General features: G+C 60.7%; 19 protein-coding genes and 1 pseudogene. 14 read left to right on the forward strand and 6 right to left on the reverse strand.

Annotated features, from left to right (window positions below):
* The first annotated feature begins 214 nt into the window (after nt 1–214).
* The 5 genes from ACFWEM_RS03760 to ACFWEM_RS03780 all read left to right on the forward strand — a co-directional run bounded on the left by ACFWEM_RS03760 (nt 215) and on the right by ACFWEM_RS03780 (nt 7,987).
* Nucleotides 215–2,317, forward strand: a complete 2,103-nt coding sequence (locus tag ACFWEM_RS03760; RefSeq protein WP_378531261.1) for a dipeptide ABC transporter ATP-binding protein — start codon at nt 215–217, stop codon at nt 2,315–2,317.
* Between the two features lie 178 nt (nt 2,318–2,495).
* Nucleotides 2,496–4,376, forward strand: coding sequence for an ABC transporter substrate-binding protein (locus ACFWEM_RS03765; protein ID WP_378531263.1), 1,881 nt, complete (start codon nt 2,496–2,498; stop codon nt 4,374–4,376).
* 51 nt (nt 4,377–4,427) lie between these two features.
* Nucleotides 4,428–5,378: an ABC transporter permease gene (locus tag ACFWEM_RS03770; protein ID WP_378531265.1), complete on the forward strand. Its 951-nt coding sequence runs from the start codon at nt 4,428–4,430 to the stop codon at nt 5,376–5,378.
* A 53-nt stretch (nt 5,379–5,431) separates the two neighbouring features.
* Nucleotides 5,432–6,283 (forward strand): ABC transporter permease, encoded by an 852-nt coding sequence (locus ACFWEM_RS03775; protein ID WP_378531267.1) that lies wholly within the window; start codon nt 5,432–5,434, stop codon nt 6,281–6,283.
* A 102-nt stretch (nt 6,284–6,385) separates the two neighbouring features.
* Nucleotides 6,386–7,987: an amidohydrolase family protein gene (locus ACFWEM_RS03780; protein ID WP_378531269.1), complete on the forward strand. Its 1,602-nt coding sequence runs from the start codon at nt 6,386–6,388 to the stop codon at nt 7,985–7,987.
* Nucleotides 7,988–8,325: 338 nt separating this feature from the next.
* Here the strand turns inward: ACFWEM_RS03780 and ACFWEM_RS03785 are convergent, their stop codons facing one another.
* On the reverse strand, nt 8,326–8,463 hold the full coding sequence (locus ACFWEM_RS03785; RefSeq protein WP_378531271.1) for a hypothetical protein: 138 nt from the start codon (nt 8,461–8,463) through the stop codon (nt 8,326–8,328).
* Nucleotides 8,464–9,037: 574 nt separating this feature from the next.
* On the reverse strand, nt 9,038–10,429 hold the full coding sequence (locus tag ACFWEM_RS03790) for a serine hydrolase domain-containing protein (RefSeq protein ID WP_378531273.1): 1,392 nt from the start codon (nt 10,427–10,429) through the stop codon (nt 9,038–9,040).
* Between the two features lie 493 nt (nt 10,430–10,922).
* On the opposite strand from ACFWEM_RS03790, the gene ACFWEM_RS03795 reads away from it, so the two are divergent.
* The 5 genes from ACFWEM_RS03795 (at nt 10,923) to menC (ending at nt 17,248) form a co-directional block, all read left to right on the forward strand.
* Nucleotides 10,923–12,134, forward strand: coding sequence for a serine hydrolase domain-containing protein (locus tag ACFWEM_RS03795; protein ID WP_378531275.1), 1,212 nt, complete (start codon nt 10,923–10,925; stop codon nt 12,132–12,134).
* A gap of 104 nt (nt 12,135–12,238) precedes the next feature.
* Nucleotides 12,239–13,951, forward strand: a complete 1,713-nt coding sequence (locus ACFWEM_RS03800) for a PucR family transcriptional regulator (protein ID WP_378531277.1) — start codon at nt 12,239–12,241, stop codon at nt 13,949–13,951.
* A gap of 110 nt (nt 13,952–14,061) precedes the next feature.
* Nucleotides 14,062–15,213 carry a M20 family metallopeptidase gene (locus ACFWEM_RS03805; RefSeq protein ID WP_378531279.1) on the forward strand — a complete coding sequence of 384 codons (1,152 nt, stop codon included), beginning with the start codon at nt 14,062–14,064 and terminating at the stop codon, nt 15,211–15,213.
* A gap of 47 nt (nt 15,214–15,260) precedes the next feature.
* Complete coding sequence (locus tag ACFWEM_RS03810; protein WP_378531281.1) at nt 15,261–16,145, forward strand: GNAT family N-acetyltransferase; 885 nt, start codon at nt 15,261–15,263, stop codon at nt 16,143–16,145.
* Nucleotides 16,142–17,248 carry an o-succinylbenzoate synthase gene (gene menC, locus ACFWEM_RS03815; RefSeq protein WP_378531283.1) on the forward strand — a complete coding sequence of 369 codons (1,107 nt, stop codon included), beginning with the start codon at nt 16,142–16,144 and terminating at the stop codon, nt 17,246–17,248. The genes ACFWEM_RS03810 and menC overlap by 4 nt, the downstream gene beginning before the upstream one ends.
* 529 nt (nt 17,249–17,777) lie before the next feature.
* Here menC and ACFWEM_RS03820 read toward each other — a convergent pair.
* Entirely contained in the window at nt 17,778–18,821 is a 1,044-nt protein-coding gene (locus ACFWEM_RS03820) for a glycoside hydrolase family 3 N-terminal domain-containing protein (protein ID WP_378531285.1), read from the reverse strand.
* A gap of 162 nt (nt 18,822–18,983) precedes the next feature.
* On the opposite strand from ACFWEM_RS03820, the pseudogene ACFWEM_RS03825 reads away from it, so the two are divergent.
* The 3 genes and pseudogenes from ACFWEM_RS03825 to ACFWEM_RS03835 all read left to right on the forward strand — a co-directional run.
* Nucleotides 18,984–19,148 (forward strand): annotated as a pseudogene (locus ACFWEM_RS03825) (LysR family transcriptional regulator); the annotation flags it as partial.
* Between the two features lie 100 nt (nt 19,149–19,248).
* A complete protein-coding gene (locus tag ACFWEM_RS03830; protein ID WP_378531287.1) occupies nt 19,249–20,007 on the forward strand; it encodes a DeoR/GlpR family DNA-binding transcription regulator in 759 nt (252 codons plus the stop codon).
* A gap of 118 nt (nt 20,008–20,125) precedes the next feature.
* The gene (locus ACFWEM_RS03835; RefSeq protein ID WP_378531289.1) at nt 20,126–20,389 is read left to right on the forward strand and encodes a hypothetical protein; all 264 of its coding nucleotides are present in this window, start codon (nt 20,126–20,128) and stop codon (nt 20,387–20,389) included.
* A gap of 85 nt (nt 20,390–20,474) precedes the next feature.
* Here the strand turns inward: ACFWEM_RS03835 and ACFWEM_RS03840 are convergent, their stop codons facing one another.
* Together ACFWEM_RS03840 and ACFWEM_RS03845 are read right to left on the reverse strand one after the other, a co-directional pair.
* Nucleotides 20,475–21,062, reverse strand: a complete 588-nt coding sequence (locus tag ACFWEM_RS03840; protein ID WP_378531291.1) for an HAD-IA family hydrolase — start codon at nt 21,060–21,062, stop codon at nt 20,475–20,477.
* A 288-nt stretch (nt 21,063–21,350) separates the two neighbouring features.
* Nucleotides 21,351–21,929, reverse strand: coding sequence for a TetR/AcrR family transcriptional regulator (locus ACFWEM_RS03845; RefSeq protein WP_378531293.1), 579 nt, complete (start codon nt 21,927–21,929; stop codon nt 21,351–21,353).
* A gap of 82 nt (nt 21,930–22,011) precedes the next feature.
* Here ACFWEM_RS03845 and ACFWEM_RS03850 point away from each other — a divergent pair, with 82 nt between their 5' ends.
* Complete coding sequence (locus ACFWEM_RS03850) at nt 22,012–22,941, forward strand: DMT family transporter (RefSeq protein ID WP_378531295.1); 930 nt, start codon at nt 22,012–22,014, stop codon at nt 22,939–22,941.
* Here ACFWEM_RS03850 and ACFWEM_RS03855 read toward each other — a convergent pair.
* A complete protein-coding gene (locus ACFWEM_RS03855) occupies nt 22,928–23,749 on the reverse strand; it encodes a tyrosine-protein phosphatase (RefSeq protein ID WP_378531297.1) in 822 nt (273 codons plus the stop codon). The genes ACFWEM_RS03850 and ACFWEM_RS03855 overlap by 14 nt on opposite strands.
* Nucleotides 23,750–23,761: the final 12 nt, after the last annotated feature.

Below are 23,761 nucleotides of genomic sequence, written 5' to 3' on the forward strand. Positions count from 1 at the left end.
CAGGCTCGGTCACGTCGCTGCTGTCTCGAAACGCCACTCGTCGGCTAGCGAAGCCTGTGGAAATATGTCGCTGACCACGGGCGTTCATAGCTGGAAGGTCTTCGGTGCGGCGAACTGCCAACGCACGAATTTGTCCTCCGAGACGAAGTTTTTTGCCTGATTTCATTCGCGTCGACCAACCTACCCCCCGGGTGTGCGCCACTACGATCAGTCCATGGTTCTGGACAGCGAGGCCACGCAGATGGCTGACACCTTGGGTAGTGCTTCTGGTGACGGCCCCGACTTGCTAGCGATCCGCGATCTCTCGATCGAAATTCGACGCGGCGATCGAATCGTACGACCGGTGTCTCGCGTGAGTTTGCGGCTGCGCCGTGGCGAAACTCTTGGCGTTGTAGGCGAATCCGGCTCTGGGAAGTCGATGACCGGACTGGCGATCATGGGCATGTTGCCGGCCGGCGGTGCCGTGACCGGCGGCTCGATCATGGTTGACGGCAGAGAACTCGTCGGCCTGCCGCAGTCCGAGTACAGGCAGGTCCGAGGCAATGACATCGCGATGGTTTTCCAGGACTCGATGTCCGCGTTGAACCCCACCCGTCGGATCGGTGATCAAGTTGCAGAACCGGTGCATCTTCATTGTGGTGGGACCAATCGCGCTGCGCGCCGACGAGCTGAAGAGGTGCTGGCTCTGGTCGGGATACCCAGGCCGTCCGAGCGGATGAACGACTACCCGCACCAACTCTCCGGAGGTATGCGCCAACGGGTGATGATCGCCATGGCGCTGGCGTGCGAGCCTCGCATCATTATCGCCGACGAGCCGACCACCGCTCTCGATGCCACGATCCAGGCGCAGATCCTCGATCTGCTCGACGACTTGAAGTCACAGCTCGGTATGGCGATGATCCTGGTCTCCCACGATATCGGGGTGATCGCGGGGCACGCGGACCGCGTCGCGGTGATGTATGCGGGGCGCGTTGCCGAGACCGGCCCGACAACCACTCTGTTCGGCGACATGCGGCACCGTTACACACAGTCGCTGCTCGCTTCGATTCCCACGATCACTCACGACAAGCAGGACGAGCTGTACAGCATTCCCGGGTTCCCTCCAGACATGGCGCTGCCAATGCTTGGCTGCCCGTTCGCACCCCGGTGTGCCTCAGCCACCGATCGTTGCCACGAGGACGATCCGCAGCTGACGATCGAGCCAGCCGGGCATGCCTACGCCTGCTGGCATCCGGCCGCCGGGCCGATCACCCGTGTGCGGTCCCGGATTGCGCCCGCAACTGCCGGGCTCGGTGGATCGGAGTCGGTTCCGCGGCTGCGCGTTCGTAATCTGGTGCGCGAGTATCCAACCGGTAGATCAGGACTGTTCGGTGAGCGACGCACCGTCAAGGCAGTTTCCGGAGTCAGCTTCGATGTCGCTGCCGGTGAGACCTTCGGGCTTGTCGGAGAATCTGGATGCGGCAAATCGACGCTCGGCAGGATGATCGTCGCGTTGGACCAACCGACCCAGGGCGAAGTGTTACTCGAGGGCGACTCGATTACCAAGATGGGTTCGCGCGAACTCGGGCGCCGTCGGGCTGAATTGCAGATGATGTTTCAAGATCCCCACGCTTCTCTCGACCCCCGGATGCGGATCGACACCATTCTGCGTGAACCACTGGCCATCCAGAACATCGGCACCGGAGCGCAGCGGGCGACCCGTGCCCGGCAACTGTTGGATCAGGTGGGTCTCCCGGCGAGCGTGATGGAGCGCTATCCACATGAGCTGTCCGGGGGACAGCGTCAAAGGGTGGGGCTGGCGCGCGCACTTGCGCTCGATCCGTTGGTGCTCGTCGCCGATGAGCCGGTGAGTGCGCTGGATGTTTCTGTGCGCTCACAGGTTCTCAACCTGATGCGACGCACCCAGCGCGAGTTCGGACTCAGCAGCGTCGTGATCTCTCATGATCTTGCGGTGGTGCGCTATCTCGCCGACCGTGTCGGAGTGATGTACCTCGGCAGGCTCGTCGAAATCGGCACGTGCGAAGAGGTTTACGCGACGGCTGCCCATCCCTATACCGCTGGGCTTCTCGCAGCAGTCGCGGATACCGATCCGCTGGCCGCGGGCCGTGACGGTGGCACGCCAATCCGCGGCGAGTTGCCCAGCGTCATCGCTCCGCCGAGCGGATGCCGCTTCCGGACGCGTTGCTCGCAGGCGACCGACCTGTGCGCCGCGGCGGAGCCGCCGCTGGAGTCGATCAGTGATACCCATCAGGTTGCCTGCCACTTTCCGCTGCAGCCCAAACGGTTCGAGCAGCATGCCGATCTCGCCACGACATAGGCTCGTCAGTCTCATACCGGTATGAAATCGGTTGCACGGCAACGAGAGCGGAGCCATGCGAATTTGTGCTCGTCCGCCGACTGGATGGGCAATAGCTACTACACGCTGGTACGTCTCAGCGATCTTCTTGAAGTGGGCGGGATCGAGCCCCCACGTGTATGACTGACAGGAGCAAAGAATGACCACTCTCACTACCCACAGAGCGCTGCGTGGGGTGTTCGCTGTAGCAGCAGCCTCGTTGCTGATCGCCGGATGTACGAGCGTCGAGCCCGCCGGAACAGGTTCCGGCGGAGATGCTTTCGGATCCTTGCCCGAAGCCGTCGGGCAACCCACGGCAGGCGGCACGATCACCGTCGCATCGCCTGTGGGGCTCGCACCCAACGTCATCTACCCGAACTTCGCCAGTTCAGATGTTCAGTTCGCTACCCAGCAGGTGATGTTCAAGTACCTGTACGCCGCAGCCGACGTCGGCTCGAAGGATTCGGTCAACTCTGCACTGAGTCTGGCCGAGCTGCCCACGGTCAGCGACGACGGCAAGACCTTCACGATCAAGATGAAGGATTCGTACCAGTGGTCTGACGGGAAACCGGTCAATGCCGATGACTTGATCTTCTCGATCGAGTTGATCAAGGGCGCGATCGCCGAGAGTCCCGCCAACTGGAGCGGTTATGTCGCGGGCAGTTTCCCGGAGAACTTGGTCAGCGCCACGGCGACCGACCCGTACACCGTTGAGCTGCAGCTGAATCAGGCGATGAATCCGGACTTCTTTCTGAACAATGTGGCGGCGCCGCTGCTGATTCCGCTTCCGTCGACGGCGTGGAACATCGCGTCCACGGGCGGGCAACACCTTGACTACACGGTGCCCGAAAACGCCAAGGCGATCTACAACTACCTGTCGGAACAGGGACGTGCGCAGTCGACCTTCGCCAGCAATCCGTTGTGGCAAGTCGTCAATGGCCCCTTTCGGCTGCAGAGTTTCGAATCTGCTACTGGTGCATACACACTCGTTCCCAACTCGAATTACACCGGACCGAGCCCCTCGACGGTCGAGGCGGTGAAGTTCCTGCCGTTCACCTCCACATCAGCGATGCTCAATCAGCTCAAGGCAGGCGAGCTGACAGTCGCTGCTCTGGATGCAAGTTTCGCGTCGCAGGCCTCCGATCTGGAGGAACAGGGGTATCACGTGTACGGCCGACCCGGCCCGACACAGTTCAATCCGGTGGTGATCAACTTCAAGAACACCACGAACAACTTCGACAAGGTTATCGCCCAGCTGTACATACGGCAGGCGTTGCAACACCTCATCGATCAGCCCGGCTACATCAAGAGCCGGGGGATCTACGGCGGTGCCGGTGCGCCGTCGTACACGCTCGGTCAAGCCGGCACTCGCTTCGCCCCGTCATTCGGCGAGGACGCACCGTACCCCTATGACCCTGCCGCGGCCGAAAAGCTTCTCACCGAACATGGTTGGGAGGTCGGCGACGATGGGACAAGGACATGCGTCAGTCCTGGAACCGGTCCCGGCAACTGTGGTGCAGACATCCCTGCCGGACAGACGCTCAGCTTCAACCTGCTGTACGCGAACTCGCCGGCCAGCATCGCCAACCGCAACATCGCGTTCATCTCCGCGGCAAAGCAAGTCGGTATCACGATCAGCGGGGAGGCCAAGTCCCTCAACTTCCTCTACGAGAACGCCGACAACAATGCCGCGCCGGCATATCAGGACCAGTGGGCCCTGGCAGACGAAGGGAGCTTCAACGCGGCCGCCTACCCCTCCGCAATTCGCTATCTGGCGACCGGAGCCTCGTACAACCTCGGCCACTACAGCGATCCCAAGGCTGATGCCCTGATGGATGCCTCGAAGAACTCGACCGACCCGAACGCGATGGTGACCGAGACCACCTTCGTCGGAGAGAACTTGCCCTACTTGTTCATGCCGAACCCCTCCACCATCGCTATTTGGAAGTCCGACATCTCCGGTCCGCCGGCCGCGTTTGCGAACATCACGCGCTACGGACTGGGCGTCCTGGACCCACAGCTCTGGTACTTCCACTCCTAGAGCACCACAAGAAGGCCGTCAGCAGACTTCGTAGAATAGAAAGACGACAACATGGCATGGTACGTGCTTCGGCGCCTGGCGATTTCGCTCCTGGTATTGATTGGGATCTCCGCGGTGGTGTACTTTCTGCTGCACTTTGTGCAAGGCAGCCCTGGGCGTGCTGTGTTGGGCCAGAGGGCATCTCCCGAAGCAGTGGCCGCGTTCAACAGCGAGCACGGCTTCGATCGCCCGATCATCGAGCAGTACCTCAGCTACCTCAACGAGCTGGTTCACGGAGACCTCGGCTACTCCTACAAGTTGAATCAAAGTGTCGCGACACTCCTGCAGCAGAACGCCGGCCGTAGCGCCATGCTCTCGTTGGCGGCTCTGGTACTGGCGCTCATCGTCGCGATACCCCTGGGGATCTGGCAGGCAGTCAAACGCAACAGCATCGTCGACCACACAGCCACTGCCGCGTCGTACACGCTGTATGCGACGCCGCAGTTCCTACTCGGCCTGATCCTCATCGCGCTCTTCAGTCAGGCCATCCCGATCTTCCCTTCCCAAGCGTCCCAGTCACCTTCGCCGTGGGTGATCTTCACAGACCCCAAAGCCATGGCGCTGCCGGTCATCACGATCGCCCTCACCAGCGTCGCAGTCTTCTCCCGCTACCAGCGAACTGCCACTCTGGATCAACTCGGACAGGACTACATCAAGGTGGCGCGAGCCAAGGGACTGCCCGAGCGGTTGGTCCTGACCCGACATCTGTTGCGTAATTCCTGCCAACCGCTCATCACAGTGGTGGGTCTGTCGATTCCCGCACTACTGGCCGGAAACCTGATTGCCGAGACTGTATTCAACTACTCGGGCCTCGGTCTGCTGTTCCTCAACAGCCTCCAACGTGAGGACTACCCGGTACTACTGGCCTACACCCTGATCGGTGGCACATTGACGGTATTCGGAAACCTCATCGCCGACGTCGCGCTAGCCATCACCGACCCCCGGATCGAGCTGTCCGCATGAGTACACCAACACAAGTGCCCACAAAATCGGCTGAGAAAAGTACATGCACGGAAGTGCCCGCGAAATCGGCGGCGTTGAGGACCATGCTTCGTCGACTGCGAGCACATCCGCTCGGCCTCGTCGGCCTGCTGCTGCTCTTGTTGCTTACTGGTTTCTGCTTTCTCGGGCCGTACATCTATCACACCGACCAGACCTATGTGAGCCTCGCAGATGCCGCGCTGCCGCCGACCAGCGAACATCCACTCGGCACCGATGCAAACGGTTTCGATGCTCTCGGGCGCTTGATGAAAGGCGGCCAGGTCTCCCTGCAGATCGGACTGCTCGCCGCGGTTACGGCAACCGTGATCGGCACCCTGTACGGCACCATCGCCGGCCTCGCCAAAGGCTTCCTCGACGGAGCCATGATGCGCCTGGTCGACATCTTGCTGTCGGTGCCGTTCCTGCTCGTCGTTCTCATTTTGTCTGCACGATTCACCGCCAGCGCCGTATCGCTGGGTCTGATCATCGGTGCGTTTTCATGGCTTGTGCCCGCCAGATTGGTTCGAGGCGAGGTCTTGTCGCTGCGCGTCCGAGAGTTCGTGCTGGCAGCTCGGGTGATGGGCGCATCGCGTCCGAGACTGATCCTGACGCATCTGGTCCCGAACGCCCTGGGCGTGATCATCGTCAACATCACCTTTCAGGTTGCCGACGCCATCCTGATCGTCGCCACCCTCGGGTTCCTCGGCTTCGGGCTGTCCTACCCCTCGACGGACTGGGGTGGCCAACTATCGGACGGTGCCACCTACATCGCCGACGGTTACTGGTGGCTCGTCTATCCAGTCGGCGCATGCATCATCCTCACCGTGCTGGCCCTGAACCTGCTCGGAGAGGCTCTTCGCGAGATGTTTGCGCGCCAGACCAATTGACAGCGGCACTCGGCGCGATCGGATCGCCAGATGCCGAGTGCCTACACATAACCAGTCACAGAGGAGCAAAAGTTGTCGATTTTCAACCCGGAGGAACAGACGATGTCCATCGATCTCGTGGTGCGTGGTGGCATGGTTGCTGACGGAACAGGGGGGCCCCTTCGCCGCGCCGACGTCGCGATCAGCGCTGATCGGATCGTAGCGGTCGGCGAGGTTCCCCCCACAAGTTGCCAGGAACTGTCGGCTGAAGGCGCAGTCGTGGCACCTGGGTTCATCAACGTGCTCAGCCACGCCTACGACACGCTTCAACTAGATCCGCGCGGGCTGTCAGATCTCTATCAAGGCGTCACCACGGAGGTCTTCGGGGAAGGCTTCTCCATGGGACCGGTCAGCGGCGAGATGGGTGAGATCATCGACGCCGAACCGCTTCCCTCAGGCGTACGGAGGAACTGGCCGCGACTCAACGACTTCCTCGATCACCTGGCGACGACCGGCGTTGGCCCGAACATCGCCAGTTTCGTTGGTGCCCACAACCTTCGCATGATCCATGCCGGCGCGGACAATCGGTCCCTTACCGAAGAAGAACTCAGCTCGGCGTGCCGAATACTCGACGACGAGCTCACCGCGGGCGCCCTCGGCGTCGCCTCGGCGTTGATCTACTCGCCGGGCAGCTACGCAAGCACTGCCGAGCTCACCGCATACGCGAAAGTGCTCGCCCAGCACGATGCGCTCTATATCTCGCACATTCGTAACGAGGCGGATCGGCTGCTCGACGCCATCGACGAACTGATTGACATCGCTCGTGTAACATCTACGCGCGCAGAGGTTTACCATATCAAGGCCTCCGGTCGGCAGAACTGGCCGGCGATGAGCAAAGCGATCGACAAGATCGAGGCCGCACGCCTTTCGGGTCTGAGCGTCAGTGCCGACATCTATCCCTACGAGGCTGGTGGGACACTTCTGAGTGCGTGCATTCCGCCGCAGTTTCACGAGGGCGGCCGCGTTGCGCTGTTGACCCGACTGGCAGAACCCGGGACTCGTGTCGCCATCAAAGACGCGATTGCTATGCCGGCTGCGGACTGGGAGAACCTCTACCTGGGTTCGGGAGGGGCCACCGGGATCTTGATGCTGAAAGGAATCGAGTCAGATGTCGGGGGACGCACCTTGGCTGAGATCTCTACCGACCGTGGAGACTTCGATCCGATCGACACGTTGCTCGACCTCGTGACGGCCGACCCGGATCTACTGGCAACTTATTTCGAGATGACAGAAGAGAACATTCATCTCGCACTGCAAAGTCCGTGGGTCTCTATTTGTTCTGACTCGGAAGCTTCGCCCGCAGAGGCGCCGTTCAACGAGGCGCCCACCCATCCTCGCGCGTATGGTGCATTCGCTCGGGTCCTGGGCCCGTACGTCCGTGCGGGTGTTCTCCCTCTCGAAGGCGCCGTCCGGCGCATGACCAGCCTGCCCGCGGAGAATCTCCGACTGCTCGATCGGGGTCAGGTTCGGGTGGGCGCCTTCGCGGATCTCGCCGTATTCGAGCCGGAAGCGGTTAAGGACCTTGCCACCTATCGAGAACCACATCGCTACGCAACGGGTATGCGGCATGTGTTGATCAACGGCGCAATTGCTTTCCAAGATGGCCTACCGACCGGCCGGCTCGCCGGCCGCGCGCTGCGTCGGGGCGGATCATACGAGGGATGACGGGACAAATGTGGGCGACTGACGGCATCCCTGACGGTACTTCCAGATCAGGTAGGTAGCGGTCACCCTAAACCCCTTCGCCGAAGGTCTGCGCCCAGCTGGATCTGTAACCGTGACAGCCATTTGCCTGTCACGGTTACAGATCTGTTCGAGGCTGTATCTGGTGCCGTGGGGTGCTCGTGTTTGTGGCAGTTGCTGAATGTGGCAGCCGTTGATTGTGACAGTGACGAAATTCCTTGGAAAGCTGACAGATTCATGTAACTAATTGCCTTGCAATATAATTGAAAACAGATGGGTCGACCGAAATTCGGTCGACCCATCTGCTCTCTGCTACGGCGTTACGACAGGCTTGCTCCGCCTCCGAAGAACGAGACGAGACCAAGGGCGGCGGTAATGCCGCCGATCACTCCAGCGATACCGCCGAGAACCGTGACGGCATTGTCGATTGCGGTCAGGTCAGATTCAGATGAACCCATTGAAAGCTCCTTGCTTGTAAGGGATTTGCGAAGGCGGAATACGAAGACGGATCAGATTCCGCGAATCGCGGGGAATTCGTTGCGCACATCACAGTAGGTGTGAACGCGGTTCCAGTCAATAGATCGATCCCGAAATCTGTTGATACAAAACATCTTAACGTTTTGTCTGACATCGACATGACCCAAGTATGAAGGATGTGCGGAGTTCGTCTCGGGCCTGAAACCTGATCTGCGTGTCTCCAGGCCGGAGTTGGGGTAAGAGAGACCTCGGGATGCCCGTTCCTTCTGAACTTGCGAAACGGGCCCTTGGTGAGTGGGTTCTTCAACATTGATGGGGCAGTGAGGGTCACAAAGATCTGAGCATGTCGCCCGGGTTGAGACGCCCGGCAACATGCTCAGATCTCTGTGCGAAGTTCAGATCTTCGTTTCCGTAGGTGTTGCTGTTACACATTCGGATTTGCATCCATTTTGGACGAGAAGAACTCAGGGATGGGCTGACTGATGGTGAAGCGTTCGGTCTTCGAGGAGTTGGCGCACTGTGCCGGTCGATTGCAGTGACTCGCTCCGGCTGGGACTACGCATCAACTTTCTTGAAAAGCCGTGTCATGTAAAGATGTTCGTCTCCTTCGACCGTGACGCGCGCAGCTTCGAAAGACGCACCCGCAAGCTCGATGAGGAACCGAGATCGAGATAAAGGCTGGACTGGCAGCGGAGGCATCGGCGGCTCGCCGGTGATCTCTACTTTCGCAACCATCCGGACCTGGTACCCTCCATCGTCCTTGCAGCTCAGTTCGATTCGATCCGTTGTCGTCTCGTAGGCGCCGACCAGCTCCGACAAATCAGTCTCGCCGGGCTCCGCTTCCGGTTCCGGGTAGGTCAGACCGAGAGCGTGTGCGATCTCGGTCTCGATGTCGTGAGCCAGTGCGGCACCGCGGTGCGAATTTGTCAGCACTCCGATTGCGATGCCCAACTCCGGGAATGTATGTAACTGAGCGATCTGCCCGATCACGCCACCGGAGTGATGTACGCATGCCGCGCCATTCCAGTCGGAGATGATCCATCCCAATCCCCATCCCTGATCAACGGTGGACAGGCCGGTGAGGTCGAACTGCGGTACCCGCATCGCGGCCACCGACTTTTCCGAGAGGATTCGTTCGCCCGTCAACCCCAGCCCGTCGCGCAGGTGTGCCGCCGCGAACGCCAGGAGATCGCCCATGGATGCGGTGATGGTGCCGGCCGGTCCCACCGAACGTGGAAGTGCCCAGCGTGTAGTCGGCAGCACCTTCTCTGCTGACTCCTGGTCTGGGTTGGCAAGATGGCCGACGGCCGCACGGAACAGGATGGCATCATCAGATCTGGTGACCGTTTGGGTCAAACCCAGTGGACCGTAGATTCTTTCAGAGAGTGCCTGGTCCCAGGTCTGCCCTCGTAGTACCTCGACGATTCGGCCGGCGACGACAAATCCGGTATTGCTGTAGCTGAGGTGCCCTCCGGCCGAGGTGACACTGATTGCGCTCGCCAACCCCGCGACGTATTTTTCGAGGCAGTCGTCGCCGTCGCCGGTGTCGGTGAAAACGTCCCCGTCGATACCAGAAGTGTGCGTGAGCAATTGGCGGACCGTGACATTCTTCGTATTGTCGGCATCGGCGATCGTGAATTCCGGAAGCACCTCGACGACGGGGGTGTCGAGGGTCAGCAAGCCCTCGTCCACCAACTGCATGACGAGAGTCGTCGTCCATATCTTCGTGATCGATCCGATCTGAAACAATGTGTCGGCGTCGACCTCCACCTTCGTCTTGAGGCTCGTCAGACCGGTGGTCAGCACACGCACGTCCGCGGTGTCGTCATCGGCCAGTGCAATAACACCAACCTGGGCACCCGGCACCGAGTGCTTGACAGCCAATTCGTCGAGTCGTTGCTGCCAATGCGGCGAGTTCAGCAGGTCTGCAGCCAATTTCGTAGGCATATCGATTTCCTTGTTCGGTTTCGGAGTTGATTTGGTTCAGGTTCTTCTGCGACCGCTACCGAGTCAGCTGGTTTCGCAGATCGTTCACAGCCGGATCTGGAAAGACATCTGAACGGAGAATTTGTCGGTGCACTCGTTGAATCGGTTTCGTAGAATGGCAGCCCTGCGCTCGGGAGGCGTTACGACAACCATCGCTGCGACTTGGTACCGGCTGATCATGGTGCAACGGTAAGCGTGTGTCGATGCAAAGTATTCGTCGGCCGCGACGAGGCCGATAGTCAAGATCCATCTGATCGGACAAAGTCATCGGCCAATCCACGGCCTGCCGGTCATGAGGCAGGAAGGCGATGGCGCCTGTAATTCTTGCACTGATTGTCCGTTCCGCTGCACGAACAGACCGCGCGAGTGTCGTGCCGCCAGACCACGACTGTCGACACTCGGCTAGCAACAATCATGGAATCAGTCGCCCCACCCGAGCCGAAGGACGAACACCATGTCGAGAGAAATGCTTGTCATCCCCATCGAGGATCAGTTGGATGCCGCGATGGCCCGTGCTGCGAGCCTGGCGACGGCACCGGGCTCGCAGGCTGCGTTGATGCGCCACGGTGAGCTGATCTGGACAGGCACTCATGGTTTGGCGAGGGTCGACCAAACCGTCCTTGTCTCCGACGAAACGCCGTTTTGCTTGGCCAGCTTCGGCAAACTGATACTCGCAGCATGCACGTTGCATCAGGTCGAGCGCGGCGTCATCGGACTCGACCGGCCGATCTCGATGTATCTGGGCCCCGATGTGCCCGGCGCTGACACAGTGACGGTTCGTATGTTGCTCACACATACGTCAGGCTTTCCGGATATCTATGCATCGCCGGGGATGGAGGTGCTGTTTCCTCCCGAGTTGGAGGAAACCCTTTGTGACACTGCCGGTTCGGACCCGGCTGTGCGCAATGTCTACGATCCGAACCGGCCGTTCACCTGGACGATGCTGGCCGAGGCTCTTGGTCCCCCCGTCGATTCGGGACGCCGTTGGGACTATTCCAATACCGGATACATCGTGCTGGCCCGGGTACTGGTGCAGGCGCTCGGCGGCGAGGAGCAGATGGAACGTGCCTGTTCGGACCTCATTCACTCAGCCGGCGGCCACTATTCGATGAACGACGACTTACTGACCCTGCGACGGTCCCCACGCTTGGCCGAGTCGTTGGCCCGCGGCTACCAGCGGTTGTCGGACGGCTTGTTCCACGACACTTATGCAGCATGGCAGCCGTCCGGCATACCGTCTGACCTTTTCGGTCTTCCGTTCGGCGACGGCCTGTTCGCGGGCACCGCGATCGGAGCAGCACAGTTTCTCGACAGCTTGTTCGTTCGCAAGACGCTGCTCGGTTCAGCGACCCTGGAGCAGATGATTTCGGCGACGCCGCAGGCCATTGCCGGACCGGCGGAACCAGTCCGGATCAACAGTTACGGGATGGGAACGTTCCGCACACAGGTGGGTAGCACCGTCTGGCAGGGCCATAGCGGTACGTACGGTGGGTACACCGCAATGGGTGCGAGTGAGATGTCAGCCGGCGTCACGCTGGTCGCAGTCACAAACGGCCTCCCTGCTGTCAGTGCTACTCCGTCCGCTGGGATAGTGGAAACTCCTGCCGGAACAGTGTGGAATGCGCTTGCCGCGGTCTGCGCAGACTATTTCGAGTCGGGGCGTTAGCTTCGGAGGATTCGCCGAACTTGATTCGATCGGAGGAAAAGGCGCGTCGATTTATGTCCGCTGCGACGATACTAGTGATCTATCACACGCCATAGTATTCGTGAATGCTCAGCTCAATCGCGACAAACCGCCGCAGTCTTGGCCGGATTTTGGACCATCTCGGCGCGACGCTCCTCGAGAAGTTGGCCGGATCGATCATGGACCACCACGCGCTCGGAGGCGTGGTCATCTACGATTCCGCCGACGATCTGGTGATAGCTGAACGCTCGATCGTGCTCGGTGTCGGGGTCCACGATCATGACGGGATCTGCCGACTGCTGCGCGAACTCGGAAATCGCAACGCTGCGGCGCTGGTCGTGCGCGCACCGATCACTGTTGATGCTTCGATGACGCTCGCAGTCCAGCGATCGGGTGTGACGCTGCTCGGCCTGGTGGAAGGAGCATCCTGGACACAGTTGGTCGCGATGTTGCGCACGTTGCTCGCAGAAGATGATATCGGCGGCTCCATGACCGAGTTCATCGGCGGGATGCCCTCCGGTGATCTGTTCTCGCTCGCCAACGCGATTGCAGCCTTGCTGGACGCGCCACTCACGATCGAGGACAGAAGCTCCAATGTCCTGGCGTTTTCAGGACGCCAGGACGAGGCCGACCTCTCCCGTGTCGAAACGATTCTCGGCCGCCGGGTCCCAGAGCGTTACCTCCGTTCACCTGAGTCTCGAAGCGAGTTCGAACAGCTCCATCGCAGCGAGGATCCGGTCTTCCTCCCTGGCTGGACTCTCGATGACGACGAGCACGCCATGGCGCGCGTCGCCATCGCCGTGCGCGCGGGTGAGGAGGTGCTCGGCTCGATGTGGGCCGCCGTCCGGGAGCCTCTGAGCGACGAACGCAACCAGGCTTTCGCTGATTCCGCGAAGCTGGTCGCGCTGCACATGCTGCGCTTTCGCGCCGGAAGTGATGTCGAGCGACGGCTACGCGCAGACCTGGTGAACACTGCGCTCGAAGGCGGCCCGTCGGCACCTGAGGCGGCCGGGCGACTCGGCCTCATCGGTCGACCGGTGGCGGTACTGGCACTCGGCCTGAACTGGACAGCGGAAGGTGCCGGGGCCGCCGACAGCGCACCGATGCACGCCGCCAGTCTGCAGCGCGCCGCCGACGCCTTGGCTCTTCACCTGACGGCTCTGCAACCTGGCTCGGCCGTTGCAGTGCTCGGAGACCGGGCCTACGCGATCGTGCCGCTACTCGGTAACGCTCCTGACCACGCCAAGCGGACACACCTCATGGCTCAGGGGTTTCTCGACCGAACCGGTCAAAACCTTTCGGCGTTGATCGGAATCGGCCCACTCGCCATGGACGGTGGGAGCCTTCCGAATGCCCGACGCGGTGCCGACCAAGCGCTGCGAGTACTGCGGCACGAGGGAGGGAAACGCCGCGTGATTGCCGCGGAAGACGCTTACATCGATTCATTGATGCTCGATTTTTCGGATCTGGTCGCTGCGCGAGGCAACGCAGTTTCACTGCCCATCGCGCGGCTGCTCGCCTACGACGCCAAGCACCAGGCACACCTGGTGAAAACCTTGCGCTACTGGCTCAATGCATTCGGTGATGTCAGCATCGCCGCCCGACAGGCCTACGTCCACCCGAGCACGTTCCGCTATCGGATCCGTCGTGTCTCAGCGGTCAGCGGTCTCGATCTCAACGACCCGCAGCAACGATTCGCAGCCATGCTGCAGCTGCGCCTGCTGGAAGTGCGGCAGCTTCCCGGCAATACCCAGGAGATTCCTGACGCCTGCGACAACACTGTCGAACTCGGTCAGTGATGTTCGTCTGGGCGAACCATCCCTGACCCTCCGATATGCGCGGATGGACGATTCAATCGCGGCAGGACTGCGAAAGGCTGGGGTGAACCAGTCGATCGAAGGAGACCTGTGTGACCCCCGTGCTAGCGACATTCGAACAACTGTCGAAGCAGATGCTGATCGATATCGGCACTCTGGTCAGGTGTGAGTCCCCGTCGTCGGACCTGGAAGCCGTGGCTGCCAGCGCCGACGCTGTTGCTCTGGTTGGAACCGCACTGTTGGGCGTTGAGCCGGAACGCGTCATCGTCGACGGATGCACTCATCTGCGATGGCGTCTCGGCGAAGGGCCTCGCAGAGTATTGCTGCTGGGTCACCACGACACCGTGTGGCCACTCGGCTCGCTCGAAACTCATCCATGGTCTGTCGAGGATGGAGTCATGCGCGGACCTGGATCGTTCGACATGAAGATTGGCGTTGTCATGGCGCTCTACGCAGCCGCACACGTCGATAGGGGAGCACCGATAACCGTGCTCGTCACCGGCGACGAAGAGACGGGTTCTGACACTTCCCGCGCGCTGATCGAACAGTCTTGTCGAGACGTCGCAGCTGTACTGGTTCTCGAAGCATCGGCCGATGGAGGCGCCTTGAAGACGGCGCGGAAGGGAATCTCCGACTATCGAGTGGTGGTGTCGGGACGCGCGTCGCACGCAGGGCTCGAGCCGGAGGCCGGCATCAATGCCGCTCTGGAATTGGCGCATCAGATCATCAGGATCGCTGCAATCGGCTCGACAGAACTCGGAACCACCGTGGTGCCGACAGTCGTCTCTGGTGGCACCACGACCAATACAGTGCCGGCATCAGCCGAGGTCACGGTCGATTCACGTGCATGGAGCCGGGAGGAGCAGCAGCGCGTCGATCGCGAGATCAGAGCACTGCGTCCGGTTCTTCCAGGTGCCAGGCTTGTTGTCACCGGAGGTCCGAACCGACCTCCGTTGGAGCGGGAGATGTCCGCTGAATTGTTCGCGATTGCTGCGCGAGTCGCAGACGAGGCCGGACTTGGTCGCCTTGGTGAGTCCCACGTGGGTGGAGGGTCCGACGGAAATCTGACGGCAGGTCTGGGAGTGCCGACCCTCGATGGTCTCGGAGCAGTCGGCGGCGGGGCCCACGCGGATCATGAACACGCGCTCGTCGAGGAGATTCCCGTGCGAACTGCGTTCGTGACAATGCTGGTGAATCGTCTGACCGAACCAGTGCCGTCAGACGAACGAGTGCCGAAGAAATAGTGGAGCTGGACAGTGTTCCGCTCGCCCGAATGGGCAATCCTCGACTTATGACCACTTTTGCTGAACAAGCGCGAGACGTCGCGCGAACTGAGACGTCGCGGATTGCCGCGATCGCCGCCGCTCAGGCGGCAGACCGATCAGGAGTGGCGATCCGTGCGCTGATCTCGATCGACGACATGCAGAGGGGTGTCGAACTGATCGATCAGATCTGGCGGCCAACTGACGGAATGTCGATCATGAACGTCGAGGTTCTTCAAGCGCTTGCCGGTACCGAAAGCTATGTCTGTGGGGTTTTCGCGGGCGACCTGATTCTCGGCATATCCGTCGGGATGTGGGGCGTGCCGTCGACTTTGTCACTGCACAGCCATATCGCCGGGGTGGCGGACAGTGCGCGCGGCCGAAACATCGGGTTCGCTCTCAAACTCCACCAGAGAGCCTGGGCCATGGCGCGGCGCATCAAGACCATCACATGGACGTTCGACCCCCTGGTCAGCAGGAATGCGCACTTCAACCTCTCCAAGCTCGGCGGCACTGCTCGCGTCTATCACGTCAATCATTACGGGACGCTGCTCGATGATCTCAATGGCGAAGACGAGACTGACCGCCTCAAACTCGAATGGGACCTCGCGAGTTCTCGGGCCTCGCGCTGCGCAGCGCTCGAACAACGAAACAGCGCCCAGGTGCATACAGAGCCAATGCTGTCGAGAGACTCCCTTGGCCGGCCATCACTGGAGGACACGTCCGCGGCCCATGTATCCGTGGCGGTGCCCACCGACATCGAGGCGCTTCGTCACTCGGATCCTGGGCTCGCCTCCGAATGGCGCCTTGTGATGCGCGACGTCCTGGGAACCCTGCTCGCCGAAGGTGGGCAGGTCGAGGATTTCGACCGGCGTGCCAACGCGTACATCGTGTCGAAAGGGACGGCAGTATGAAGATCGAGAGCTTCGAAATCAGGCGGGTTCAGATGCCGCTCGTGTCGCCTTTCCGTACCTCGTTCGGCATCGAGACCGAACGGGAAATGTTGGTGGTGCGGGTTCGCACTCCAGACGGCGACGGCTGGGGTGAATGCGTCGGCATGTCAGACCCGCTCTACTCCTCGGAGTACGTCGATGGCATCGACGACGTACTCAAAAGGTTTCTCATCCCAGATCTGTTGTCGATGGATTCGGTCTCGGCGCACCTCGTGGCACCTCGCCTCGCCAAGTACAAGGGGCATCGCATGGCAAAAGCCGCCCTCGAGATGGCGATCATGGATGCGGAGTTGCGGAGCCAGGGCATTTCGTTCGCGCAAAGTCTGGGCGCGGTGGTCGATCACGTCCCGAGTGGAGTCTCGGTCGGAATCATGGACTGCATTCCAGAACTACTTGATGCTGTCGGTTCCTATATCGATGAGGGATACGTCCGGATCAAGCTCAAGATCGAGCCGGGATGGGATGTCGATCCCGTCCGTGCCGTGCGTGAGCGCTTCGGCGACGAGGTAATGCTTCAGGTTGACGCCAACACCGCCTATACCCTCGGCGATGCCCCTCAGCTGGCGAAGCTGGACCCTTTCGGGTTGCTCCTGATCGAACAACCGCTTGACGAGGAGGATGTCCTGGGGCACGCGGACCTCGCGGCTCGCATCAAGACCCCGATCTGTCTCGACGAGTCGATAGTGTCGGCCAGGTCTGCCGCCGATGCCATCAGGCTCGGCGCGTGCTCGATCGTCAACATCAAGCCCGGTCGTGTCGGCGGCTACCTCGAGGCTCGACGCATCCATGATGTGTGCGCCGCACACAACGTGCCGGTGTGGTGCGGGGGAATGCTGGAAACGGGTCTCGGAAGGGCGGCGAACGTTGCGTTGGCTGCACTCCCCGGTTTCACCTTGCCTGGTGACGTTTCCGCCTCCGACAGGTTCTATCAAGTCGATCTGACGGAGCCGTTCGTGCTTGAAGGCGGTGGGCTCCGTGTCCCCGATGGACCAGGGCTCGGCGTGGACCCACTGGCGGATCGGCTGAAGGAATTCACGGTTCGTGCGGCGGAAGTCCAACGCTGAGATCGCAGAACTCTCGAATCGTCGCTCTCCGACCATTTCGCATTGAAAACGGCTGAAGCGGAACCGAGTCATTTTGCGGTCTGGGGCGTGGTGAGTTGTGCTGCCGTGATGAGCTACGGAGCCCGACAGTCGGGCGAGCTACATCGCGCAGCGCGGTTGGCAGTGAGCCGGCACAGCAGAGAATTCTGTGAGCCGCCGCCGCCGACGGCGATTGTCTCGATTCTCGACCCGGCAAGTGCTCCGGCTGCGCACATCCGTGTCGCGATGATGCTCGACGGCAAGATAGTCGAAGTGGATTCTACCGAACCGGTTTCCGACAATCCGGCACACCCGTTCACACAGAAACTGCAGATGTCTGCACCAGTGGCGGGTCCCGACGAGCAGAGGATCCGCCTTGAGCGGCGCCGCGAGTCTTGCCGGTTCCCAGACCGGAAGGCTGACCAAATCGGTTTGAGGCCTTGAGCTGTTGTGCCGAATCCCGAGCCTTGGTTCCGAAGCCGATCGGCCGACGCCAACAACACCGCCTTTGTCAACCGATCTGTTCGCCATGGGTGGAGCGTGGGACGATCGAACTCACTAATTCGCGAACACGGTTTGCCGCGCCGCGAAGTCGTTCTGCTGCTTTCGGATTCCGGAGGGCCGCGGCGGCCAATGACTTTGCAACAGTGGCGACTTCATCGCCGCCGGGGATCAGTAGGAGGTCGGCGCCGGCCAGGAGACTTGCGAGTGCGGTCTCTTCGGGTGACCGCCCAAGCATCGTTGCGGGGGAATCCAGATCGTCACTCACGACGACGCCGCGGAAGCCCAGATCCTCTCGCAGTGCTCGGATCGTGATGCTCGAGGTCGTCGCCGGAGCGGTTGGATCGACAGCTTCGACGATGGCCGGTCCGACCATCATGCCGGAAACGCCGGCGTGGACGACAGCCTTGAATGGTGTGAGAGTTTCTGCGCTCCAGTCCTTTGCGGCGACGGCTGTGTCCTTTAGTGCGGGGTCGTGTTCGAGTACAGGGAACCCCGGGAAGTGTTTTGCGATTGCCGCGACTCCAGAGGTCTGGACGCCGTGAACGAAGGCCACTGCGATGCGAGCGATTTCCGAATGCGGTAGGTCGAGTGTGCGTTCGAACAACCAGGGATTGTTGCCTTCCAGGCGATCGAGTACGGGCGACAAGAATGCATTCACGCCCATCTCACGGGCGGCGAACGCCACTGATCGGGCAACATTTTCGATGTTCGTATCGGTCATTTTCGTTAGCGCGTCGGTTGAGGGGAACTGGGGAACGAGCGTATGGAGGCGCTGGATGCCCCAGGGTTCCTGATCGACTGCGACGAGCAACGGCGTGTCAGTGCTCGAGTCCAGGGCGCTGGTCAGTTTGCGGAGTGATTGACCGGTTTCATTCTCGCGGCGAGCAGATGTCATTCTGCGGGATACGTACTCCTCGCGGGATTCGCCGAGGATGACCGCAACGGTTCCGGCGCGGAGAAGATCAGCGAGCCAGGTTTCGACGTGATCCGAATCGAACGCTGGGAACATCACTGTGTGTGCGTCGCGCTCGAGAGTTGAATAGTTTGACATCGAGGGTCCTGTTTCTCGCACACAGGTGCGCTTGTCGGTATTTGTTCAGGTAGTGCTCGAGGGATTCGTAGTACTTGTGCATTGGACTTCGGCGTGACCTGGAGCGACGTCATCAGCGGTGTTACGCGCGTTGACCTTTCAGCCGTGGCTGTTTCTGGAATTGTCGAATCTCTACGTATCCTCGACCGGATACTGCCCACCGGGTGAGCGCAGATCCAGACCAACAACATCGCCGGCCACTACGAGGCGGTCAAACACGGTGTTGGGACCGCGCCCTTACTGACGTACATCGGCGCGACCGACGATGACCTCCTGCCGGTGGTTCGTTGTCCAAAAGGTGATGGCAGTTATGTGCGGACGTTGATCATCGCAGGTAAGTGATCGTCAAATTCTTTCGAATGATCAGAAAAGATGTATGATTTTAGTCATGGTGATTGATGGTAGACAGGTCGCGATAGTGCGAGCATTGAAGAACTCCGAGTCGGTATCCGTGACGGACCTCGCACGCGATCTGAACACTTCCGAGGTGACAATCCGTCGGGACCTCGCCGAACTGGAAACTGCCGGGGTGCTCAGAAGGGTGCGGGGCGGGGCCGTGAGTGCCATGTTGCGTGGTGATGAGCTTCCGTTCGTCCTGCGCGAGATGGAGGGGGTGATGGAGAAGGCTCGAATCGCTTCCGCCGCAGTCAATTTGATTGCCGATGGCGAAGCAGTGTTGCTCGACAGCGGTACGACGGGGCTGGCAGCAGCACACGAGTTGTCGTCTCGCAATGTCACCGTGATGCCGTTGGCGGCGCACGCGATTCCCGTTCTCATGGAGGCTGCAACGGTGAGATTGTTACTGCCTGGAGGAACGGTCCGTAGCGGGGAGACCTCCATGGTGGGTCCGATGGTGGAGCAGAACCTCGCTGCGCTGAGATTCGACACAGTTTTGCTGACCTGCTGCGGACTCAGTCGAACGAGCGGGGTTACCGCCTACGACATGCAGGATGCGGCGGTCAAACGTGCTGCTCTGGGGTCGTCTACGCGTGTGATCGCCATGGCCGATTCGAGCAAATTCACTCGGACAGCACTTGCAGTCGTTTGTGCGCTCGATCGGATCGACGTGTTGGTCACCGATGTCGGGGCCCCTCAGGACGTGGTGGCGGAGTTGAGGGACGAGGGGATACAGGTGCTCTGTGTCTGAGTATCAGACTGTTTCTGACGGTGAAGGCTGACGGACCGAGCCCAACGACGGAGTTGGCGGGCCCAACCTGCAATTCGATCAGATGTTGAGTTGCGTTGCAGTGAAACAAATTCAATGATTGTTCGATCGAGGTGACGGCGTGGTGATCATGGGTCGGTTCAGTGAGCGTTTTCTGATTCTCCGCATTCGCGTAGTTTTGTGGCGTGCCGACCGGGAACGTACGCGAACTCTGCTGCGTGAGTTCGGTGAGTTCGTCGACATAGGTGGGGGCGCGGATATCGATGCTGTGCTCGATCTCGAAGGCTCGAGTGTGTACACGGACGAGCGGGCCATTCTTGCCGGGTTGCGTTTGGCGGCCATAATGCGCTGTCAGAGCCGCTGACGACCTCCCGTGCAGACGGTCACTGCTTCCGAGTCATGGTGATCGGTGTCCGCACCCCCTAGTTGATGCCGCCTGGGGTCTAGCCTCAATCGCGGTCGGCAAGGTTTGAGAGGGTGGATTTGCCGACGTACAGGTGGGCCTGCATTCCGTATTGCTTTGCAGCGGAGATATTTTCAGGTCGATCATCGACGAAAATGATGTCTTCTGCGCTGCCGCCGATTGCACTATGTGCCTGTGAAAAAATTTCCCGGTTGGGTTTGACCATCTTCAGGCTCGCACTGAAGATGAGTTTATCGAAGTATCGGGCCAGTTCGGAACCTGTAATTGCTGAGGCTAATTCGTTCGGTGCGTTCGACAGTAGATGCAGTTTCGAGCCGCGGCGGTGTTGATTCTCGATCCATGCGACGCTATCGCGATCGAAGTGCATCCACCCTGCGATATCGATCTCCACAAGGGCCTTCAATATGTTCGGATCGATTGGAACTGGTTGCGCTAGAACATTTTTCCAGTAGTCGTGTGCGGACTGGCCGGCGTCATATGCCGGTCGAAAGGCCCAGTAGTTGGTAGTGAAGTCGATTCGATCCATCCCCGTCACGGCGATCAGTTCGTCGATGGATTGCGGATCCTGGGGTTGAGAGATGACCTCGCCGTAGTCGATCAAGTATGTGGGCATCAAAGACTCCTTCACGTTTTGCTCGTAGCTGTGCGATGTTCGTCGCGCGGGCGACGGAACAGGAAAGTTACGGAACCGGGTTATTGCTGGCGCACCTGTCCGGGCGCATCTCAATCGTACAACAAAAATGATCAATCGAAAACATTCGATGATCAAGTAGGAGTTTGCGATCTTCCGTTCCGATCGTTTTCGGGCTGAAGCAAACTCTGTGGCGCCGGTGTGGATGATTTTGCTGTCAGGTACGGACTCTGTCGTAGGGGTCGCCCGGAATGTGCGCAGCGGGGTGGATCACCCGGAGTTCTTCAGCAAATCGAGCGCCGCGTCCCGACCGCCGCCGAAGGGGTCGGTGCCGATACCGATCCCGTCTGCGACGAGGGCACCTTCGTGAAGCAGCATGATTGCCTCGGCGAGGCGTTCGTCGGCTTGCCCGTCCGTCGCCAGAATGCGCCGAAAAAGGTCCAACATCTCCCGCTTCTGTTCGGCGACAACAGCGAAGACCTGATGTGAGCGATCACTGAACTCAGCGTGGGCGTTGATCATGCTGCACCCCTTTCCTCCGCTCGCCCCGGACCAGGAGGCGGAAGCATCGAACACCGCACTCAACTGTTCGGCGCGGCTCTCGCCGGCGGATGCGAGCTTCTTGTCGCGAAAGGCGCGCCACCGCCGATCTCGGTCCTTCAGGTATTCCACGACGAGACCGTCTTTCGAGCCGAACCGCTCGTACAGAGTTTTCTTCGTGACCCCGGCGTCCAGTGCGACGGTATCCACACCTACGGCATGAATACCCTTTTCGTAGAACAACTTCGACGCCGACTCCAGGATGCGACGCGCTTTCGGAGTCAACTCGGGTACGGATTCCGCTGCCATGGACAAGAGTATACCGATCTGTATAGTCGAACGTGTGAGTAAACAGATCGGTATACCTCGGATCGTAATCCCGAGATCTGTCGTGACGGCTACCTTGTCGGTCCTGTTCGTCGCGTGCTGGAGTTCGGGTTTCATCGGAGCCAAACTCGGGGCCGGCAGTGCCGAGATCCCCACGTTGCTGATGTGGCGGTTCCTTCCGCTCGCGGCGGTGCTCGTCCCGATTGTCTGGCTGTCCGCCCGGCGCCGGAACATGGTGCCGACTCCGCGGGCTCTCGGCAGGCAGGTGGTGATCGGGATGCTCTCTCAGAGCGGCTACCTGTTGTCTGTGTACTGGGCAGTCGATCTCGGCGTGAACACCGGAACCACCGCACTGATCGACGGTATTCAGCCGCTGGTCGCGGCGGCTCTGCTCGGTCCGGTCCTCGGTGTCGCAGTCCCGCGTATGCAGTGGGTCGGGCTGGCGATCGGACTGGGCGGCGTCGCGATGGTCACGGCAGCCGATGCCGGGGCCGGTACATCCGCTCCGTGGTGGGCATACGCGATCCCGTTCCTGGGGATGCTCAGCCTGGTTGCATCCACCTTCGTCCAACAACGCGCTCTCACGACCACGCCACCTCTGCAGGCCCTGGCCATCCACTGCTCGACCAGCGCAATAGTTTTCACGACACTGGCGGTGGCCTCAGGAGTCGCCGTACCGCCAAGCGTCAACACATTCTGGATCGCATTGCTCTGGTTAGTCGTGCTGTCCACGTTCGGTGGTTACGGGCTGTACTGGTTATTGCTCCGTCGCATCGGCATCACTTCCGTCAACACCTTGATGTTCTTGATCGCCCCCGTCACCGCGGTCTGGGGCGCGTTGATGTTCGGAGAATCCTTCACTCCGTTCACCGCGCTCGGCTTGGCGGTGGGGATCCTCGCCGTCGTCGTGGTCACCCGGGTGGACAATCACCAGAAAAAGCGGGGCGAGGGCGAAAATGACTGTCCGGTAAGGGCTCCGATCACTTCGCGCTGATGACTCCCGACCTGGATGTGAACCGCTCGCGGAGCGCGGTGAGTTGCTCTGCGGTGAGCTTCAGTCCGTTGATTGCGTAGTCCTCGACGGTGCCGAAGTGCGTGCGCATTTCGTCGAGAGCGGCGTCGAAGTAGCTGTCACGGACCCCGAGGAGGGGCCGGAGTAGTTCTGCGTCAACGCCTTTGCTGGCGGCGAAGTCGAGGATCGGTTCCGTCATGGGAGCCAGATCGGTATTCGTCTCCAGATAATCGGCGCGTACGTCGGCTTCGTCGGCCCCGAGGAGGAGTAGGAAAGACGTCGCGGCCCACCCGGTTCGATCCTTGCCGGTGGTGCAGTGGAAAAGTGCTGCCCCGGCGCGGTTTTCGTCGATGAGGTCGAGGTAGAACGTGCGATAGGCGTCGAGAGCGGACGGCAGGCTGACGAAGTTGCGGTTGGCTTCCTCCATCTGCGCGATCCCACGGCCGCCGCTGATGGTCTCGGCGTACGCGAGCGGGTCGGTCATGAGTAGTCCGGTGGCCGCTGCATTTTGGGCATTGTCGGCGAGGACGTCTAGCCAGACCGTGCGTGTCGAGTCGGGGAGATTGTCGAGTGCGCCGTCGCGCTCGGCGGCGGTCCTCAGGTCGTAGACGGTCCGGACGTCCAAGTCTGCGACCGCGGCAACGTCGTCGCCGTCGAGTTTCGCGAGCGTCGCCGAACGGTAGAGCGCGCCTGCGCGGACGGTGCCGTCAGTTACGGGAATGCCGCCGAGGTCCCGGAAGTTCGGGGCGGTTTTCAGGAGAACGCGACGATCGAGCGGGTGAGTTGGCATGGCTGACTCCTT

Origin of the sequence: Rhodococcus sp. NPDC060176 (assembly GCF_042728675.1) — a bacterium.
In the GTDB taxonomy this organism is placed as follows: Bacteria; Actinomycetota; Actinomycetes; order Mycobacteriales; family Mycobacteriaceae; genus Rhodococcus_F.

Coding starts and splice junctions, on each gene's coding strand:
- ACFWEM_RS03760 (WP_378531261.1), top strand. CDS start 215: ATGGTTCTGGACAGCGAGGCCACGCAGATGGCTGACACCTTGGGTAGT.
- ACFWEM_RS03765 (WP_378531263.1), top strand. CDS start 2,496: ATGACCACTCTCACTACCCACAGAGCGCTGCGTGGGGTGTTCGCTGTA.
- ACFWEM_RS03770 (WP_378531265.1), top strand. CDS start 4,428: ATGGCATGGTACGTGCTTCGGCGCCTGGCGATTTCGCTCCTGGTATTG.
- ACFWEM_RS03780 (WP_378531269.1), top strand. CDS start 6,386: ATGTCCATCGATCTCGTGGTGCGTGGTGGCATGGTTGCTGACGGAACA.
- ACFWEM_RS03785 (WP_378531271.1), bottom strand. CDS start 8,463: ATGGGTTCATCTGAATCTGACCTGACCGCAATCGACAATGCCGTCACG.
- ACFWEM_RS03790 (WP_378531273.1), bottom strand. CDS start 10,429: ATGCCTACGAAATTGGCTGCAGACCTGCTGAACTCGCCGCATTGGCAG.
- ACFWEM_RS03795 (WP_378531275.1), top strand. CDS start 10,923: ATGTCGAGAGAAATGCTTGTCATCCCCATCGAGGATCAGTTGGATGCC.
- ACFWEM_RS03800 (WP_378531277.1), top strand. CDS start 12,239: ATGCTCAGCTCAATCGCGACAAACCGCCGCAGTCTTGGCCGGATTTTG.
- ACFWEM_RS03810 (WP_378531281.1), top strand. CDS start 15,261: ATGACCACTTTTGCTGAACAAGCGCGAGACGTCGCGCGAACTGAGACG.
- menC (WP_378531283.1), top strand. CDS start 16,142: ATGAAGATCGAGAGCTTCGAAATCAGGCGGGTTCAGATGCCGCTCGTG.
- ACFWEM_RS03820 (WP_378531285.1), bottom strand. CDS start 18,821: ATGTCAAACTATTCAACTCTCGAGCGCGACGCACACACAGTGATGTTC.
- ACFWEM_RS03830 (WP_378531287.1), top strand. CDS start 19,249: ATGGTGATTGATGGTAGACAGGTCGCGATAGTGCGAGCATTGAAGAAC.
- ACFWEM_RS03840 (WP_378531291.1), bottom strand. CDS start 21,062: ATGCCCACATACTTGATCGACTACGGCGAGGTCATCTCTCAACCCCAG.
- ACFWEM_RS03845 (WP_378531293.1), bottom strand. CDS start 21,929: ATGGCAGCGGAATCCGTACCCGAGTTGACTCCGAAAGCGCGTCGCATC.
- ACFWEM_RS03855 (WP_378531297.1), bottom strand. CDS start 23,749: ATGCCAACTCACCCGCTCGATCGTCGCGTTCTCCTGAAAACCGCCCCG.